At 71.3% G+C, this 16,309-nt stretch carries 11 protein-coding genes; 7 read left to right on the forward strand and 4 right to left on the reverse strand.

The window, feature by feature from the left end; genetic code table 11:
* Positions 1-7 precede the first annotated feature (7 nt).
* Complete coding sequence (locus ACZ39I_RS19780) at positions 8-2,281, forward strand: serine/threonine-protein kinase (RefSeq protein ID WP_467245637.1); 2,274 nt, start codon at positions 8-10, stop codon at positions 2,279-2,281.
* Positions 2,282-2,343: 62 nt separating this feature from the next.
* Complete coding sequence (locus ACZ39I_RS19785; protein ID WP_467245638.1) at positions 2,344-3,915, forward strand: phytoene desaturase family protein; 1,572 nt, start codon at positions 2,344-2,346, stop codon at positions 3,913-3,915.
* 204 nt (positions 3,916-4,119) lie between these two features.
* On the opposite strand, the gene ACZ39I_RS19790 is transcribed toward ACZ39I_RS19785, so the two are convergent.
* Positions 4,120-4,896 carry an SDR family NAD(P)-dependent oxidoreductase gene (locus tag ACZ39I_RS19790; protein WP_467245639.1) on the reverse strand — a complete coding sequence of 259 codons (777 nt, stop codon included), beginning with the start codon at positions 4,894-4,896 and terminating at the stop codon, positions 4,120-4,122.
* A gap of 87 nt (positions 4,897-4,983) precedes the next feature.
* Between ACZ39I_RS19790 and ACZ39I_RS19795 the strand changes: the two genes are divergently transcribed.
* The 3 genes from ACZ39I_RS19795 to ACZ39I_RS19805 all read left to right on the forward strand — a co-directional run bounded on the left by ACZ39I_RS19795 (position 4,984) and on the right by ACZ39I_RS19805 (position 8,605).
* Entirely contained in the window at positions 4,984-5,835 is an 852-nt protein-coding gene (locus tag ACZ39I_RS19795) for a helix-turn-helix transcriptional regulator (protein ID WP_467245640.1), read from the forward strand.
* A 110-nt stretch (positions 5,836-5,945) separates the two neighbouring features.
* A complete protein-coding gene (locus ACZ39I_RS19800; protein WP_451475427.1) occupies positions 5,946-7,055 on the forward strand; it encodes an NAD(P)H-dependent flavin oxidoreductase in 1,110 nt (369 codons plus the stop codon).
* Positions 7,052-8,605 carry an acyl-CoA synthetase gene (locus ACZ39I_RS19805; protein ID WP_467245641.1) on the forward strand — a complete coding sequence of 518 codons (1,554 nt, stop codon included), beginning with the start codon at positions 7,052-7,054 and terminating at the stop codon, positions 8,603-8,605. Before ACZ39I_RS19800 ends, ACZ39I_RS19805 begins: the two co-directional genes overlap by 4 nt.
* Positions 8,606-8,608: 3 nt before the next feature.
* Here the strand turns inward: ACZ39I_RS19805 and ACZ39I_RS19810 are convergent, their stop codons facing one another.
* Positions 8,609-11,005: a penicillin acylase family protein gene (locus tag ACZ39I_RS19810; RefSeq protein ID WP_467245642.1), complete on the reverse strand. Its 2,397-nt coding sequence runs from the start codon at positions 11,003-11,005 to the stop codon at positions 8,609-8,611.
* Positions 11,006-11,068: 63 nt separating this feature from the next.
* Here ACZ39I_RS19810 and ACZ39I_RS19815 point away from each other — a divergent pair, with 63 nt between their 5' ends.
* Entirely contained in the window at positions 11,069-12,565 is a 1,497-nt protein-coding gene (locus tag ACZ39I_RS19815; RefSeq protein WP_467245643.1) for an acyl-CoA synthetase, read from the forward strand.
* Positions 12,566-12,587: 22 nt separating this feature from the next.
* Here the strand turns inward: ACZ39I_RS19815 and paaK are convergent, their stop codons facing one another.
* On the reverse strand, positions 12,588-13,883 hold the full coding sequence (gene paaK, locus ACZ39I_RS19820) for a phenylacetate--CoA ligase PaaK (protein ID WP_467245644.1): 1,296 nt from the start codon (positions 13,881-13,883) through the stop codon (positions 12,588-12,590).
* A gap of 254 nt (positions 13,884-14,137) precedes the next feature.
* On the opposite strand from paaK, the gene ACZ39I_RS19825 reads away from it, so the two are divergent.
* Complete coding sequence (locus tag ACZ39I_RS19825; RefSeq protein WP_467245645.1) at positions 14,138-14,278, forward strand: hypothetical protein; 141 nt, start codon at positions 14,138-14,140, stop codon at positions 14,276-14,278.
* A gap of 40 nt (positions 14,279-14,318) precedes the next feature.
* Here the strand turns inward: ACZ39I_RS19825 and ACZ39I_RS19830 are convergent, their stop codons facing one another.
* Positions 14,319-16,166, reverse strand: a complete 1,848-nt coding sequence (locus tag ACZ39I_RS19830) for an LTA synthase family protein (protein ID WP_467245646.1) — start codon at positions 16,164-16,166, stop codon at positions 14,319-14,321.
* Positions 16,167-16,309: the final 143 nt, after the last annotated feature.

The raw sequence follows: 16,309 nt of genomic DNA on the forward strand, positions 1-16,309 counted from the left end.
GCAGCAGATGGGGGACAGCAGGGTCATCCAGGGGCGGTACCGGCTGCTCGATCTGATCGGGCGCGGGGGCATGGGTGAGGTGTGGCGGGCCCGCGACGAGTCACTGGGCCGTCATGTCGCCGTGAAGTGCCTCAAGCCGCTGGGCGGGCAGCACGACCAGAGCTTCACCCGGGTCCTGCGGGAGCGGTTCCGGCGCGAGGCCCGGGTGGCCGCCGCGCTCAGCCATCGGGGGGTGACCGTCGTCCACGACTTCGGCGAGTCCGACGGCGTCCTCTACCTGGTGATGGAGCTCCTGGAGGGGCGCAACCTCAGCCAGCTCCTGGAGGACAACAAACAGCACCCCCTGCCCGTCGCCGACGTCATCGAGATCGCCGAGCAGGTCGCCGCCGCCCTCGCCTACACCCATCAGCAGGGCATCGTGCACCGGGACCTGAAGCCCGCGAACATCGTCCGCCTCACCGACGGCACCGTGAAGATCTGCGACTTCGGCATCGCCCGGCTCGGCCACGACGTCGACTTCACCTCCCGGCTGACCGGCACCGGCATCGCGATGGGCACCCCGCACTACATGTCGCCGGAGCAGATAGGGGGTTCCGAGGTCGACGAGCGCAGCGACCTGTACTCCCTGGGGTGCGTGCTGTACGAGATCGCCACCGGGGCACCGCCGTTCGACCTGGAGGACGCGTGGGCGATCCTCGTCGGCCACCGCGACACCCCGCCCCGGCCGCCGCGCAGCCACCGCGCCGAACTCCCCGCGTACCTCGACAGGGTCATCCTCGACCTGCTGGCCAAACAGCCCGAACAGCGCCCGCGCGACGCCCGTGAGCTGGGCCGCCGGATCACCCTGGGCCGCACCACACCGGCGTACGTGCCCACCGTGGTCACCCCGCGGCCCGATTTCCGGCCCCAGGAGCCGCCCGACCTCCGCCCGCAGGAGTGGCCCGACCCCGCCCGCCCGCGCGAGACCCGGCTGCCGTCCTGGACCCGGGGTATGACCACCGGCCACAAGGCCACCGGCGCCGGTCTCGTCACCACACCCCCGGACGCCGGGGCCGCTCTCACCGGCGAGTGGATCGCCCGCCCCGCCACCGGCCGCGTCGAGGAACCCGTGCCGGACGTGCCGTCCGTGCCCTCCGCGCAGGCCCTCACGGCACTCGCCGGGCGGCACAACGCGGGACTCAGCCTCGGGCGCCTGGGCCGCTGGGCGGAGGCCGGCGAGGTGCACCGCGCGGTCGCCGCCGAACGCGAGCACCTGCTCGGCCCCGACCACCCCGACACCCTCGCCAGCCACTACGAGGTCGCCTTCACCCTCAGCCGCACCGGCCGCGCCGCGGACGCCCTGCGCGCGTACAAGCACGTGGCCGCGACCAGGACCCGCACCCTGGGCGCCGACCACCCCGACACCCTCGCCGTCCGTCAGGAAATGGCGTACGTCCTCGGCCAGTTGGGCCGCCACTTCGACGCCCACCAGGTCTACACCTCGGTGCTCGCCGCCCGCGAGCGCGGGATGGGCCCGGACCACCCCGACACCCTGCGCTGTCGTCACAACCTCGCCTTCAACCTCAGCAGGCTCGGCCGTTTGGAGGACTCCTACCGCATGGCGTGCGAAGTGGCCGTCGCGCGCGCCCGGGTGCTGGGCCCCCACCACCCCGACACCCTCGTCACCCGCTACGAAGTCGCCTACGCGCTCGGCCAGTTGGGCCGCTGGGCGGAAGCCCTGCAGACCTACCACGAGGTCGCCGAGGCCCGCGCCCAAGCCCTCGGCCCCGATCACCCCGACACCCTCGCCGCCCGCTACGAGGTCGGCATCAGCCTCGGCCGCCTCGGCCGCAGCGCCGACGCACTCCGCCTCTACCGCGACCTGATCGAGGACCGCACCCGCGTCCACGGGCCCGCCCACCCCGAGACCCTGCGCGCCCGCCACGGCCTGGGCGTCAACCTCGGCCGCCTCGGCCGCTGGGAAGAGGCCCTCGCCGAGTCCCGGGACGTGTGCGCGATCCGCGAGCGAGTCCTCGGCCCCGACCACCCGGACACCCTGGTCAGCCGCCGCGAGGTCGCCGTCGGTCTCGGCTGGCTCGGCCGCTGGACCGACGCCCTCACCGAGTACCGCACGGTGGCCGGCGCCCGCGAGCGCGTTCTCGGCGCCGATCACCCCGACACCCTCGCCAGCCGCAACGACGAGGCGCACTGCCTGGAACAGCTCGGCCGGGGCGCGGAGGCGGTGGACCTCTACCGGAGAGTGGCGGTACTGCGGCAGCAGCGGGCCTCGGGCATGCAGTGACCGTCACCGCCGGGTGCCGCCCACCTCTGGCCGACCTAGATCATCACGTGTTACGAAGAACCATGCCTGCACGCGAGGGACTCCACCGCGCCTACGACGCCGTCATCGTGGGCGGCGGCCACAACGGCCTGGTCGCCGCCGCCTACCTGGCCCGCGCCGGGCGGTCCGTACTGGTCCTCGAACGGCTCGGGAACACCGGGGGAGCCGCGGTCTCCACCCGGCCGTTCACGGGCGTGGACGCCCGGCTGTCGCGCTACTCGTACCTGGTCAGCCTGCTGCCCAAGAAGATCGTCCGTGACCTCGGCCTGGACTTCCGGGTCCGGACCCGGAACGTCTCGTCGTACACCCCCGTCGAACGCGACGGCAGGCCGACCGGACTGCTCGTCGGCGGCGGCGAGCGCCGCACCAGGGATGCCTTCGCCAAGCTCACCGGCGGCGAACGCGAGTACCAGGCCTGGCAGCGGTTCTACGACATGACGGGCCGCGTCGCGCAGAGGGTCTTCCCCACCCTCACCGAGCCGCTGCCCACCCGGGACGAACTGCGTCTACGGGTGGACGACGAGGAGGCCTGGCGGGTCCTGTTCGAGGAGCCGATCGGCGTGGCCGTGGAGGATCGTTTCGCCGATGACCTGGTCCGCGGTGTGGTGCTGACCGACGCGCTCATCGGCACCTTCGCCGACGCCCACGATCCCTCCCTCAAGCAGAACCGCTGCTTCCTCTACCACGTGATCGGCGGCGGGACCGGTGCCTGGGACGTACCCGTCGGCGGCATGGGCGCCCTCACCGACGCCCTGGCGACCGCGGCACGGCAGGCCGGCGCGGTCCTCGCCACCGGCCACGAGGTCGTGGGGATCTCCACGGACGGCGGCTCGGCGGAGATCACGTACCGCACCGGGGAGGCGGAGGGCACCGTCGCGGCCCGGCACGTCCTGGTCAACGCCTCACCGCGGGAACTCGCCGCCCTCACCGGCGACCGGCCGCCCGCCCCCGCCGAAGGCGCGCAGCTCAAGGTCAACATGCTCCTCAAGCGCCTCCCGCGGCTGCGCGACAGCGAGGTCGACCCGCGCGAGGCGTTCTCCGGGACCTTCCACATCGCCGAGGGCTACCAGCAGTTGGCCACCGCCCACGCCCAGGCCGCCGCCGGCCGGCTCCCCACCGCCCCGCCCTCGGAGATCTACTGCCACTCCCTCACGGACCCCACGATCCTCGGCCCGGACCTCGTCGAGCAGGGCTACCAGACGCTCACCCTGTTCGGTCTGCACACCCCGGCCCGCCTCTTCGACCGGGACAACGACGCCGTACGTGAGGAACTCCTCAAGTCGACTCTTGCCCAGCTCGACGCGCACCTCGCCGAACCGCTGGCCGACTGCCTGGCCACGGACGCGGACGGCCGGCCCTGCATCGAGGCGAAGACCCCGCTCGACCTGGAGCGGGACCTGCGGTTGCCCGGCGGCAACATCTTCCACCGGGATCTGTCCTGGCCGTACGCCGAGGAGGGCACCGGGCGGTGGGGAGTGGAGACCCGGCACGCGAACGTGTTGCTGTGCGGGGCGGGCGCGGTGCGCGGCGGCGGGGTGAGCGGGGTGCCGGGGCACAACGCGGCGATGGCCGTGCTGGAGGAACTGGGCGACTGACGCACGGCCGCGTGGCCTGCCTTCGCGCCGGCTGCCGCGTTCCGTTCGTGTGCGCCTGGCTTCGGGCGCGGCTGTCGCACGCTGCTCGCGCCCGCCTGCCGTGCCCTGGGAGCGTGCGTCTGCCTTTGGGCCCGGCTGCGATGCGTCGGGCGAGTGCGTGTGCCCTCAGGCCGGATGCCGTGCCCCGCTCACCGCGCCCACCCCTCAGGCCTGGCTGCCGCCGTCCACGCGGAGCACCACGCCGGTGACGTACGAGGCCCGGTCGCTCAGCAGCCAGGCCGCGGCCTCGGCGATCTCGGCCGGGTCGGCACCGCGGCCCAGCGGGGTCTGTGCGACGAGCTGCTCGACGATGCCCGGGGAGCTCGCCTCCCACTCGTCGATCATCTCCGTCAGCGTGGTGCCGGGGGCGATGGCGTTGACCCGGATGCCCTCCGGGCCGTACGTGGCGGCGGCCGACGCGGTGAGGCTGTTGACCGCCCGCTTTGCGGCCCCGTACACGGGCAGCCACGGGTTGGCCATCAGGCTGCCGACACTGGAGTTGTTGACGATCGCGCCGGTTCCGGCGGTGGCGCGGATCGCGGCGACCTCGGCGTTCATCGCCAGCCAAGGGCCCTTGAGGTTGACGGCGAGGACATGGTCGAAGTCGGCTTCGGGAAGTCGGTCCATGGGCCCGGGCTGCTGGATCGTCGCCCCGTTGTTGAAGGCGACGTCGAGCCTGCCGTACAACTCGACGGCCCGGTCCACGGCGGCCTGGACGCTCGCCGGGTCGGCGAGGTCGCACAGGACGTAGTCGGCGGTGCCGCCGGCCGCCCGGATCTCCTCGGTCACGGCCTTCAGCTGGGTCTCGGTGCGGGCGGCGAGCACAACGCGGGCGCCCTCCCGGGCGAACAGCCGTGCGGCCGCCGCGCCGATGCCGCGTCCGGCACCGGTGACGAAGGCGACCTTGTCGGCGAGCAGGGGAGTGATCGTGGTGTTGGTCATGCCGACGAGCCTTCCTCCGGCCGTGATCCCTATCCAGGCACAGGTGGTACCTGGCTGGGCGACCCGGGACCCCCGCACACTGGGGACGTGGACCGACGAGAACTGGCCGACTTCCTGCGCAGCCGGCGCGAGCGCATCGCCCCCTCCGATGTGGGGCTGCCCGCCGGACCGCGCCGCCGTACCCCGGGCCTGCGCCGCGAGGAGGTGGCGCAGCTGGCGTACATCTCCACCGAGTACTACACCCGGCTGGAGCAGGCGCGCGGCCCCCGCCCCTCCCTGGAGGTCCTGGCACAGGTGGCCCGCGCCCTGCGCCTGTCGGACGCCGAACGCGACCACCTCCACCACCTGGCCGGCACCCCGCCCGGTCCGCGGCCCGGTCCCTCCCGTGAGGTGCGCCAGAGCGTCGTCGACCTGTTGCACCGGCTGCCGCAGGCCGCCGCGATCGTCATGTCGGCCACCTACGAGGTCATCGCCTGGAACGACCTGGCGGCGGCCCTCATGGAGGACTTCTCCGCCCTCTCCCGCCGCGACCGCAACCTCGTCCGGCGCGCCTTCCTTGGCCCGTACCCGGAGGGACGGCGCCTGTACGGGGTGTCGGACAGGGAGGAGTTCGCGGTCGCCTCGGTGCAGCAGCTGCGCGCCGTCTCCGCCCGCTATCCTGACGACGCCGAGGTGAGCGGCCTGGTGGCCGAACTCCTCGACGGCAGCGAGGAGTTCGCCCGGCTGTGGGCCGCCCACGACGTCACGACCCGCCCCACCCTCTGCAAGACCTTCGACCACCCCGTGGTCGGCCCGGTCACCGTCAACTGTGACGTCCTGGACATCGCCGACCGCGACCAACGCGTCGTGATCTACACGGCGGTACCCGGCTCCCCGTCCGAAGAGGCGCTACGGCTGCTGTCGGTCGTCGGCACCCAGCGGCTGGACATCCCTGGCTGAGCCGCCGGTCCCCGGCCCCGTCCCGTGCACGGCTCCGCTCCGCGACCTGAATCTGACGGAGCATCAGAAAACCTCTTCCGTCGTCCGCAGGTCTGCGGCATCCTGCGCCCATGCAGACGGAGCTGAGCAAGAAACTGGGAGTCGAGCACGCCGTCTTCGGCTTCACGCCGTTCCCCGCCGTCGCCGCGGCCATCAGCCGGGCCGGTGGCTTCGGAGTGCTCGGCGCGGTCCGCTACACGGCGCCCGACGAACTCAAACGGGACCTCGACTGGATCGAGGCCCACGTCGACGGCAAGCCGTACGGCCTGGACGTCGTCATGCCCGCCAAGAAGGTCGAAGGGGTGACCGAGGCGGATGTCGAGGCGATGATCCCGGAGGGGCACCGGCAGTTCGTCAAGGACACCCTCGCCAAGTACGGCGTGCCCGAACTCGCCGAGGGCGAGGTGTCCGGGTGGCGCATCACGGGCTGGATGGAGCAGGTCGCCCGCAACCAGCTGGACGTCGCCTTCGACTATCCGATCCGGCTGCTCGCCAACGCCCTCGGCTCCCCGCCCGCCGACGTGGTGGCCCGCGCACACGACCAGGACGTCCTGGTCGCCGCCCTCGCGGGCAGCGCCCGGCACGCGGTCAAGCACAAGGAGGGCGGCATCGACATCGTGGTCGCCCAAGGCTACGAGGCCGGCGGACACACCGGGGACATCGCCTCCATGGTCCTCACGCCCGAGGTCGTCGACGCCGTGGACCCGCTGCCCGTGCTGGCGGCGGGCGGCATCGGCAGCGGTCAGCAGGTGGCGGCCGCACTGGCACTAGGGGCTCAAGGTGTGTGGCTGGGCTCCATATGGCTGACCACCACAGAGGCCGAACTGCCCTCGCCCAGGCTCATCGAGAAGCTGCTCGCGGCCGGCTCCGGCGACACCGTCCGCTCCCGCGCGCTGACCGGCAAGCCCGCGCGCCAGCTCCGTACCGAATGGACCGACGCCTGGGACTCCGCCGACGGACCCGGCACCCTCCCGATGCCCCTGCAGGGCCTGCTGGTCGCCGATGCGGTGTCCCGCATCCAGAAGTACGAGGTGGAGCCACTGCTGGGCACACCCGTCGGCCAGATCGTCGGCCGGATGACCAGCGAACGCAGTGTCCAGGCCGTCTTCGACGACCTCACCCGCGGCTTCGAGAAAGCCGTCGATCGCATCAACCGCATCGCCGGAAGGAGCGGCCAGTGACGAGCACACCTCCCGCGGGCTTCTGGGCGCAGGCCGCGCAGGATCCCTCCCGTACGGTCCTCATCGCCCCCGACGGCTCGCCCTGGACCGCGGGCCGCCTGCACGCCGCCGCCAACCAGCTCGTCCACGGCCTGCGCGCCGCCGGACTCGAACGTGGTGACGCCTTCGCCGTCGTCCTGCCCAACAGCGCCGAGTTTTTCACGGCGCACCTCGCCGCCAGCCAGGCCGGCTTCTACCTGGTCCCGATCAACCACCACTTCGTGGCCCCCGAGATCGCCTGGATCGTCGCCGACTCCGGCGCCAAGGTCCTCCTCGCCCACGAACGCTTCGCCGACGCGGCACGACAGGCGGCCGACGAGGCGGGCCTGGCGGCGAGCCACCGGTACGCCGTCGGCGAGGTCGAGGGCTTCCGGCCGTACGCCGAACTCCTCGACGGACAACCCGAGTCACCTCCCTCGGACCGCGAACTCGGCTGGGTCATGAACTACACCTCGGGTACGACCGGCCGCCCGCGCGGAATCCGCCGGCCCCTGCCCGGCAAGCGGCCGGAGGAGGCGTACCTCGGAGGCTTCCTCGGCATCTTCGGGATCCGGCCCTTCGGCGACAACGTCCACCTCGTCTGCTCGCCGCTCTACCACACCGCCGTCCTCCAGTTCGCGGCCGCGTCCCTGCACATCGGGCACCAACTGGTGCTGATGGACAAGTGGACGCCGGAGGAGATGCTGCGGCTGATCGACACACACCGGTGCACCCACACCCACATGGTCCCGACCCAGTTCCACCGCCTGCTGGCCCTGCCCGAGGACGTCCAGGCACGCTACGACGTCTCGTCCATGCGGCACGCCATCCACGGCGCCGCCCCCTGCCCCGACCACGTCAAGCGGGCGATGCTCGACTGGTGGGGGCCCTGCGTGGAGGAGTACTACGCGGCCAGCGAAGGCGGCGGGGCCTTCGCTACCGCCGAGGACTGGCTGAAGAAACCGGGAACGGTCGGCAAGGCCTGGCCCATCAGCGAGCTCGCGATCTTCGACGACGACGGCAACCCGCTCGCGCCCGGCGAACTCGGCACCGTGTACCTGAAGATGAACACCGGCGGCTTCGCCTACCACAAGGACGAGGCCAAGACGAAGAAGAACCGCATAGGCGACTTCTTCACCGTCGGAGACCTGGGCCTCCTCGACGAGGACGGCTATCTCTTCCTCCGTGACCGCAAGATCGACATGATCATCTCCGGCGGGGTCAACATCTACCCCGCCGAGATCGAGTCCGTCCTGCTCCAGCACCCCGCCGTCGCCGACGCCGCCGCCTTCGGCATCCCGCACGACGACTGGGGCGAGGAGGTCAAGGCCGTGGTGGAACCGGCCCCGGGCCACACGCCCGGGCCGGACCTGGCCGAAGACCTCCTCGCCCACTGCGCCGCCCAACTCGCCGGCTACAAGCGCCCGAAGAGCGTCGACTTCATCACCGAGATGCCCCGGGACCCCAACGGCAAGCTGTACAAGCGGCGGCTGCGGGAACCGTACTGGGAGGGGCGCCCGCGACCGGTGTGAGCCTCATGAGCGCACCCGCACGACCCGCAGCGCCGGCGACGACATGATGTCCTTCTCGCAGAACCGGGACGTCACCCACCGCTCCGCCGAGAACAGCCGCGTCTGGTCGCTGTAGTGCGGCGAGTTCGGGTTCGAGGACTGGGAGTACGTCAGCAGGGTGCGGGCCACCGGGCAGCGGCCGCTGTCCCAGCCCACCGCCTGGATGTAGCTGGACCCGGTGGTCACCTCCGTGTATCCGCCGCCCGCCGGGTTCCACACCGGCTCGACCTTGTTCCACACCCCCAGCGACTCGGTGCCGCCCGGAACGGCGACGCGCTTGCCGTTCCGTACGACGAACTGGTGCTCCCCGAGCCGCGAGTCCAGCGGGATGCCGGCCGCCCTGAGTTCGGTGACCGTGTCCGCGAGGGCCGTCGCGAAGGCGGGTGAGTCGGTGTTGAGGGTGTTGGGGGTGTTCACCGGATCCGTCGCCGAGAAGGGCACCTTCCACAACTGGGCCACGGGCAGCTTCCGCCAGAGCCGGTCGAAGAGGAGCGCACCCCGGCTGTCGGTGTTCGCGGTGCGGTCCCAGGCCGCGAGCACTCCACAAGCCGCGCTGACGTCAACAGCCCTGCCGTCACTGCCCGTTGCCGTACCGCCGGGGAACGCGGCACATGCCTTCGCCGCGTCCGCCGCCACGAGACCGCCCGCTGTCACCCGGTTGGCGAACTGCTGCGCCTGCAGGTCCCGTACGGTCAACCGCCCCCGCGCGGCCATCGCGGACACGTCCTGGAGGGCTCCACGGGTCCGCATCGAGCGCTGCGTGCCCACGGTGCCGAAGACCCGCTCGTACCCGGTGATCGGCCGCTCGGCGTTGGCCAGCCAGGCGCTGTCGTTGGAGTTCTCCGCGTACGGCGCGTCCTTGAGGACCGGCATCTTCGCCGGCCCGAAGATCCCCGGCTGTACGGCGTCCGGATCGCTGCCGAGGGCGCAGTCGCCGCGGGAGCCGTCGAGGATCGCCACTCCCGAGGCCGGGTAGGTGACCCTGCCCAGGGGAGTGGAGCAGCGCTGGGCCAGTTCGTCGGTGATCCGGGGCAGCACCTGGGACTGCGTGAACAGCGTGTGGCCGCGCGAGTCGGCGGCGATCGTGTTGACCCACGGCAGTCCCTGGGTGCGCTGCAACGCGCCCAGCACCTCGCTCGTACTGCGGGCCTTGCCGAAGCCGAGGGCCGTGTCGGAGGCGCGCAGGTTGGTGGCGTTCGGGTCGTTGAGGGCGTACGCCGTCGTGGCGGTCCAGGGCAGCGGCAGCGCGGCCCCGAGCGAGGTGACGACCGGGCCGTACCGCGTCCACCACTGGGTCTTCGTCACCGGCTCGCCGTCCTTGACGGCAACGGTCACCCGGCGCTCGGTCATCCGCTCCGGCTTGCCGTCCACCAGGTACGTGGTCGGGTCGGCCGGGTCCAGGGTGAGCTGGTGCAGGTTGAGGGTGATGCCGGTGGCCACCGTGTGGCTCCAGGCCACCTGGGCGTTGTGGCCTATGGAGATCGTCGCCGAGCCGAGCAGTGAGCCGCCCGCGATGTTCAGTTCGCCGGGGATGGTCTGTTGCGACTGCCAGAAGCGGCGGCCGCCCTGCCAGGGGTAGTGCGGGTTGCCGAGGAGGAGTCCGCGGCCGTTCGCCGTGGTGGCCCCGCTGAAGGCGACGGCGTTGGAGCCCATGTCGGCGGAGTCGGCCGCGAAGAGGTCCCGGGCCGCGCGGGCGGTGTCCCGGGCGTCCGGTGTGCCGGCCGTCGGGGTGGTGGACGCGGGCGGCCGCGCGGCCGTGATGCCGTCCACGGCCCGGCCCTGACCGCCCAGGACAGCCAGCGCGAAGTTGCGCGCGGCGACGTCCTGGACCGTCACCGGGCGCACCCAGCCCGCGCCCTTGCAGGCCGGGTCGGTGATGCGGTTCTTCCTCAGCCAGGTGTTGTAGCCCGCGGTGAAGCCCCGCATCAGGTCCTTCACCGCACGGCTCGGACCGAGCGGCGCCGGTTCGGCCATCAGTCTCTCCACCGTCCCCGCCTCCCGCACCCCGCGGAAGTACAGGTCGCTGGAGAGGTTGTTCGTGGCGGAGGAGAGCGCCGAGTCGGACGCCGCGTCCGCCCCGAAGAAACGCGCACGCTCGCCGCGCACGGTCACGAATCCGTCGGCGAGCGTGCACACCTGGTCGGCGGCCTGCGCCCACCCGGTGCCGAAGCCGAGATCGGCGTAGTTCTTCGCGAGGATGTGCGGGATGCCGTACTCGGTGTAGCGGATGGTGGCGGACAGACCGCCGTGCGACGGATGTTCCTGGCGCCGCTGATCCTGCGCGGCTGCGGCGGGCAGTGTGCCGACGGCGGCGAACAGGGCCACGGCCGCGACGACGGCGCGTCTGGGGCGGGTGCGCATCGTGCCTCCCAACGTCGTTGAGGGAAGGAGCGGTTGAGCGTACCAACCGGTAGGTTGTCCCGTATGACGCCTGGACACGGCAGTACGGTTGACGGGGTGCTGCGCCGCACCGCCCGGCGCACCCCGGCGCGCGTCGCGGTGGAGTACGGCGAGCGATCGTGGACGTACGAGGAGCTCGACGACGCGGTGTCGCGTGCGGCGAGCGTGTTGCTCGGTGAAGGTCTCTCACGCGGTGACCGGGTCGGTGCCTACGGCCACAACTCGGACGCGTATCTGATCGCCTTCCTCGCCTGCGCCCGCGCGGGGCTGGTGCATGTGCCGGTCAACCAGAACCTCACCGGTGACGATCTCGCGTACATCGTCGGCCAGTCGGGCAGCACCCTCGTCCTCGCCGATCCCGACCTCGCGGGACGGCTGCCGGCCGGTGTACGCACGCTGCCGCTGCGGGACTCCGCCGACTCGCTGCTGACACGCCTCGCCGCGACACCGCCGTACGACGGCCCCGAGCCGCGCAGCGAGGACCTCGTCCAGCTGCTCTACACCTCCGGGACGACGGCCCTGCCCAAGGGCGCGATGATGACCCACCGCGCCCTGGTCCACGAGTACCTGAGCGCGATCACCGCCTGCGATCTCAGCGCGGGCGACCGGCCCGTGCACTCGCTGCCGCTGTACCACTCGGCCCAGATGCACGTCTTCCTGCTGCCGTACCTCGCGGTCGGCGCGACGAACATCATCCTCGACGCCCCCGACGGCGACCGTCTCTTCGACCTGATCGAACAGGGCCGCGCGGACAGCCTGTTCGCCCCGCCCACGGTGTGGATCGGCCTGGCCAACCGCCCCGACTTCGACACGCGCGATCTCAGCGGGCTGCGCAAGGCGTACTACGGCGCCTCGATCATGCCGGTGCCCGTCCTGGAACGACTCCGCGAGCGGCTGCCGAAGCTGGCGTTCTACAACTGCTTCGGCCAGAGCGAGATCGGCCCGCTCGCCACCGTCCTCGCGCCCGGCGAGCACAAGGGGCGGATGGACTCCTGCGGCCGCACCGTCCTGTTCGTCGACGCGCGGGTCGTGGACGAGAACGGCAAGGACGTGCCGGACGGTACGCCCGGCGAGATCGCCTACAAGTCGCCGCAGTTGTGCGAGGGCTACTGGGACAAGCCCGAGGAGACCGAAGCGGCCTTCCGGGACGGCTGGTTCCACTCCGGCGATCTCGCGGTGCGGGACGCGCACGGCTACTTCACGATCGTCGACCGGGTGAAGGACGTCATCAACTCCGGTGGGGTGCTGGTCGCCTCACGCCAGGTCGAGGACGCGCTGTACACGCACGACGCGGTCGCCGAGGTCGCCGTGATCGGCCTGCCCGACGAACGGTGGATCGAGGCCGTCACCGCGGTGGTCGTCCCTCGCGGCGAGGTCACCGAGACGGAACTGCTCGACCACGCGCGGGAGAAGCTCCCCCACTTCAAGGCGCCCAAGCGGGTGTTGTTCGTGGACGAGCTGCCGAGGAACGCGAGCGGAAAGATCCTGAAACGGGAGCTGCGGGACCGGTTCTCGTCGTGAAGGGCGTGAGGGGCGTGAAGGGCTAGCGGGGGCGCAGGTCGACGGTCCGGCGGATCTTTCCGACGGACCGCTCCAGGGACTCCGGTTCGACGATCTCGACGGCGACCGACACCCCGATGCCGTCCTTGACGGCCGTCGCGATGGCCCGCGCGGCGGCCTCGCGGGTCTCGGGGGTGGCGCCGGGCCGGGCCTCCGCGCGCACGGTGAGGGCGTCCAGGCGGCCCTCGCGGGTGAGCCGGAGCTGGAAGTGGGGCGCGACGCCCGGGGTGCGCAGGACGATTTCCTCGATCTGGGTGGGGAAGAGGTTCACCCCGCGCAGGATCACCATGTCGTCACTGCGGCCGGTGACCTTCTCCATCCGCCGGAACACCCGGGCCGTGCCCGGCAGCAGCCGGGTCAGATCACGGGTCCGGTACCGGATGACGGGCATGGCCTCCTTGGTGAGCGAGGTGAACACCAGCTCACCCCGCTCGCCGTCCGGCAGGACCTCCCCGGTGATCGGATCGACGATCTCGGGGAAGAAATGGTCCTCCCACACATGGAGCCCGTCCTTGGTCTGCACGCACTCCTGCGCCACGCCCGGCCCGATCACCTCGGACAGCCCGTATATGTCCACCGCGTCGATCGCGAACCGCTCCTCGATCTCCCGGCGCATCTCCTCGGTCCAGGGTTCGGCACCGAAGACGCCCACCCGCAGGGAGGTGCTCCGCGGATCGACGCCCTGTCGCTCGAACTCGTCGAGCAGCGTGAGCATGTACGACGGGGTCACCATGATGATCCGGGGTGCCAGGTCCTGGATGAGCTGGACCTGGCGTGCCGTCATGCCACCGGACGCGGGGACGACCGTACAGCCGAGCCGTTCGGCACCGTAGTGTGCGCCGAGCCCGCCGGTGAACAGTCCGTAGCCGTATGCCACATGCACCACGTCTCCGGGTCGCGCGCCGGCCGCCCGGAGGGAACGCGCCACCATGTCGGCCCACAGGGAGAGATCGTTCTCGGTGTAGCCGACGACCGTGGGGCGTCCGGTGGTGCCGCTGGAGGCATGGATGCGGCGCACATGGTCCCGGGGCACGGCGAACATCCCGTACGGATAGTTCTCGCGCAGGTCGGCCTTGGTGGTGAACGGGAACCCGGCCAGATCGGTCAGGGACCGGCAGTCGTCCGGTCGGACACCTGCCCGGTCGAAGGACTCCCGGTAGAACGGCACATGCTCGTACGCGTGCCGCAGCGACGCCCGCAACCGCTCCAGCTGCACCGCCCGCAACGCCCCGGCATCCAGTCGTTCGCCCGAGTCCAGCAGCTCCGCCGTATCCGCCATCGGAACGTCCCTTCCACCGACCCCATCATTACGGACGACCGATCATTCGGTCGAGGTGCTGGGATTAGTAATCCAGGCGATCAGCACCGAAGCAAGACTCCCGCGCGCACAGCCGCCTCGCGTACCGGTCCTGGGGGCCGCAGGGCGCCGCTGCCGGGGTGCGAATGGCGGGGACTGGGCCGAGATCGCCGAGCCGCTCGCCGCAGTACGACGCAGGTCCTGCCCCGGACACCGGCCCGCCCTTCGACCGGGCCATGCTGCGGGCGACCGACGCCCAGCGCAACGACCCCGACCCCGTGTGGTGGGGCCACATGGGGCGGATCACCATGCCCACGCTGCTGAGCGGGGGCGGTTCCGCCAGGCCGATCCCTCAGGCGATCCCCGGCGTCCGGTAGGTGACCGCCGTCGTGCCCTTCCTGGACGCGCCGCCGCGCGTCACTTCGCGAACGCGGTCATGAAGCGGTCGCGGAACTTGTCCATGCCCCACTCGGGCGCGTCGTCGGCGGGCTTGAGGCCGTCCGTCCAGTTCCAGTCGTCGACCCGGTCCAGCACCTTCGGGTCCTTGGCCACGATCGTGATCGGCACGTCCCTGCTGGTGGAGCCCTTGGTGACGGTCGGGACGGGCTGGTGGTCGCCGAGGAAGACCAGGACCGTGTTGTCGTCGCCGTAGCGCTGCATCCACTGGGTCAGGCTGTCCACGGAGTACTGGATGGCCTTTCGGTACTCGGTGCGCACCCGCTCCTGGCTCTTCCAGACCTCCGTCGGGTTCGTGCCCTCCTTCTTGATCTGCTCGAAGACGGACCCGTCACCGAGGTCGTTCCAGTCGATCGTGTGGGCGATCGGCGACCAGGGGTTGTGACTGGACGCCAGGATGATCTCCGCCATGATCGGGTCACGGTTCTTCTTGCCGTGCTCCAGCTTCTGGAACGCCTCCAGGCTGAACTGGTCCGGCACCGGCGTCCAGCTGAAGTAGGGCCCCTTGTAGCCGAGGTGCGTGGAGTCGTAGATGTGGTCGAGGCCGAAGTACTTGCCCTCGGGCCAGGACTTGCGCACACCCGGCACGATGCCGACCGTGCGCCAGTCGCCGGTCTTCTGGAAGTAGCTGGTGAGGGTCGCCCGGTCGCTGGAGGTGAGGTTCAGGTACCGCTGCTGGTTCTTGACCCACAGACCGGACAGGAACGTCGAGTGGGCCATCCAGCTGCCGGCGCCCGTCACGGGGGACCTCAGCCAGCCGCTGCGGGACGCGAAACCGGCCGCCTTGAGCGTCGCGTCGCCCTTTTTGAGCGTCGCGTCCATCTCCGGTGCCATCGCCGGGTCGTCGATCGCCACCCGGCCGTAGCTCTCGATGAACGTGAAGAGGACGTCCTTGCCGCGCAGCCCGGTGAGGAGCTGGTCGGGAGGGGTCGCGGCGAAGGCGTCGACGGCGGACTCCTTCTCGAAGACCTTCGCGTCGCCCAGTCCGTTGCGCACGTGCTGCACACGGTTGGCGAGGAACTCGGTGTTGCCCTTGGTGGCGACCGAGACTCCGCCGAACTGCACGCCCACCGTGAAGCAGGTGACCCACACCGTGCCGAGGACGAGGGTGGTACCGACGGCCGTCGAACGGTGTCGGGACATCACGTTCGTCAGCCGGACCATCGCCCACGTGCACAGTGCGAGCAGGGCGAGGAAAAGGACGATCACCCCGATCACCGCGAGGATCTCGCCGGTGCGGCCGAACGTCTCCCTGAGCCAGTCCGTCGCGTTGCCCAGCATGATCCAGTCGAAGACCAGGTCGAACGGCCGGGCCAGGGTCTGGTAGAAGCCCATGTCGAGGAACTTCAGGACGGTGAACAGTCCGAGGAACACCCCGAAGGCGACCGCCGCGATCCGGCGTGCCTTCGGCGGCACCACGAGGAGGACGGCCGCGATGACGATCGCCTCGACGGGGAGACGGAAGAACGACCGGAGGTTCATGTGGTCGAGCCGGTTCGGAAAGAGCAGCACGAGCAGCACCAGAAGTCCGGCCAGCACGCTCGTCCCCACGGACACACCACGGGCCGTACGGGGGTAGCGGCGGCGCCAGCCGAACCAGCCGGGGCGCGGGGACTCGCCGGCCTCGGACGTGTCGGCGGCCCGAGTGGTCTCGGCGGCCTCAGTGCTCTCGGCCGTCCCTCTCTCGACTGTCCCGGTCTCCTCTGCGACCTCTTCCGTCACCTCTTCCCCCGTCGCACCCCCACCGTCCGCATCCGCCTCGTCCCGAGTGGTGTCCGGCAGTTGACGAGAGCGCGTGAAGAGCGACACCCGGTGGTCCTTCCGTGCGGTCTTGCTGTGGCGTGCGGTCCTGCCACGACGGCATGACGAACAGGGCCCGCTGACCGAGCCTGCCATCACCAGTACGGTCGCACGTCACGTTCGGTTCAATCGCACGGGGCCGGGATGGGGCC

Source organism: Streptomyces sp. NPDC024687 (genome assembly GCF_055559055.1).

Excerpts from the sequence above, each read along its gene's own strand:
- ACZ39I_RS19800 (WP_451475427.1), top strand. The coding sequence starts at position 5,946 with ATGCAGACGGAGCTGAGCAAGAAACTGGGAGTCGAGCACGCCGTCTTC.
- ACZ39I_RS19815 (WP_467245643.1), top strand. The coding sequence starts at position 11,069 with ATGACGCCTGGACACGGCAGTACGGTTGACGGGGTGCTGCGCCGCACC.
- ACZ39I_RS19810 (WP_467245642.1), bottom strand. The coding sequence starts at position 11,005 with ATGCGCACCCGCCCCAGACGCGCCGTCGTCGCGGCCGTGGCCCTGTTC.
- ACZ39I_RS19825 (WP_467245645.1), top strand. The coding sequence starts at position 14,138 with ATGCTGCGGGCGACCGACGCCCAGCGCAACGACCCCGACCCCGTGTGG.
- paaK (WP_467245644.1), bottom strand. The coding sequence starts at position 13,883 with ATGGCGGATACGGCGGAGCTGCTGGACTCGGGCGAACGACTGGATGCC.
- ACZ39I_RS19780 (WP_467245637.1), top strand. The coding sequence starts at position 8 with ATGGGGGACAGCAGGGTCATCCAGGGGCGGTACCGGCTGCTCGATCTG.
- ACZ39I_RS19785 (WP_467245638.1), top strand. The coding sequence starts at position 2,344 with ATGCCTGCACGCGAGGGACTCCACCGCGCCTACGACGCCGTCATCGTG.
- ACZ39I_RS19790 (WP_467245639.1), bottom strand. The coding sequence starts at position 4,896 with ATGACCAACACCACGATCACTCCCCTGCTCGCCGACAAGGTCGCCTTC.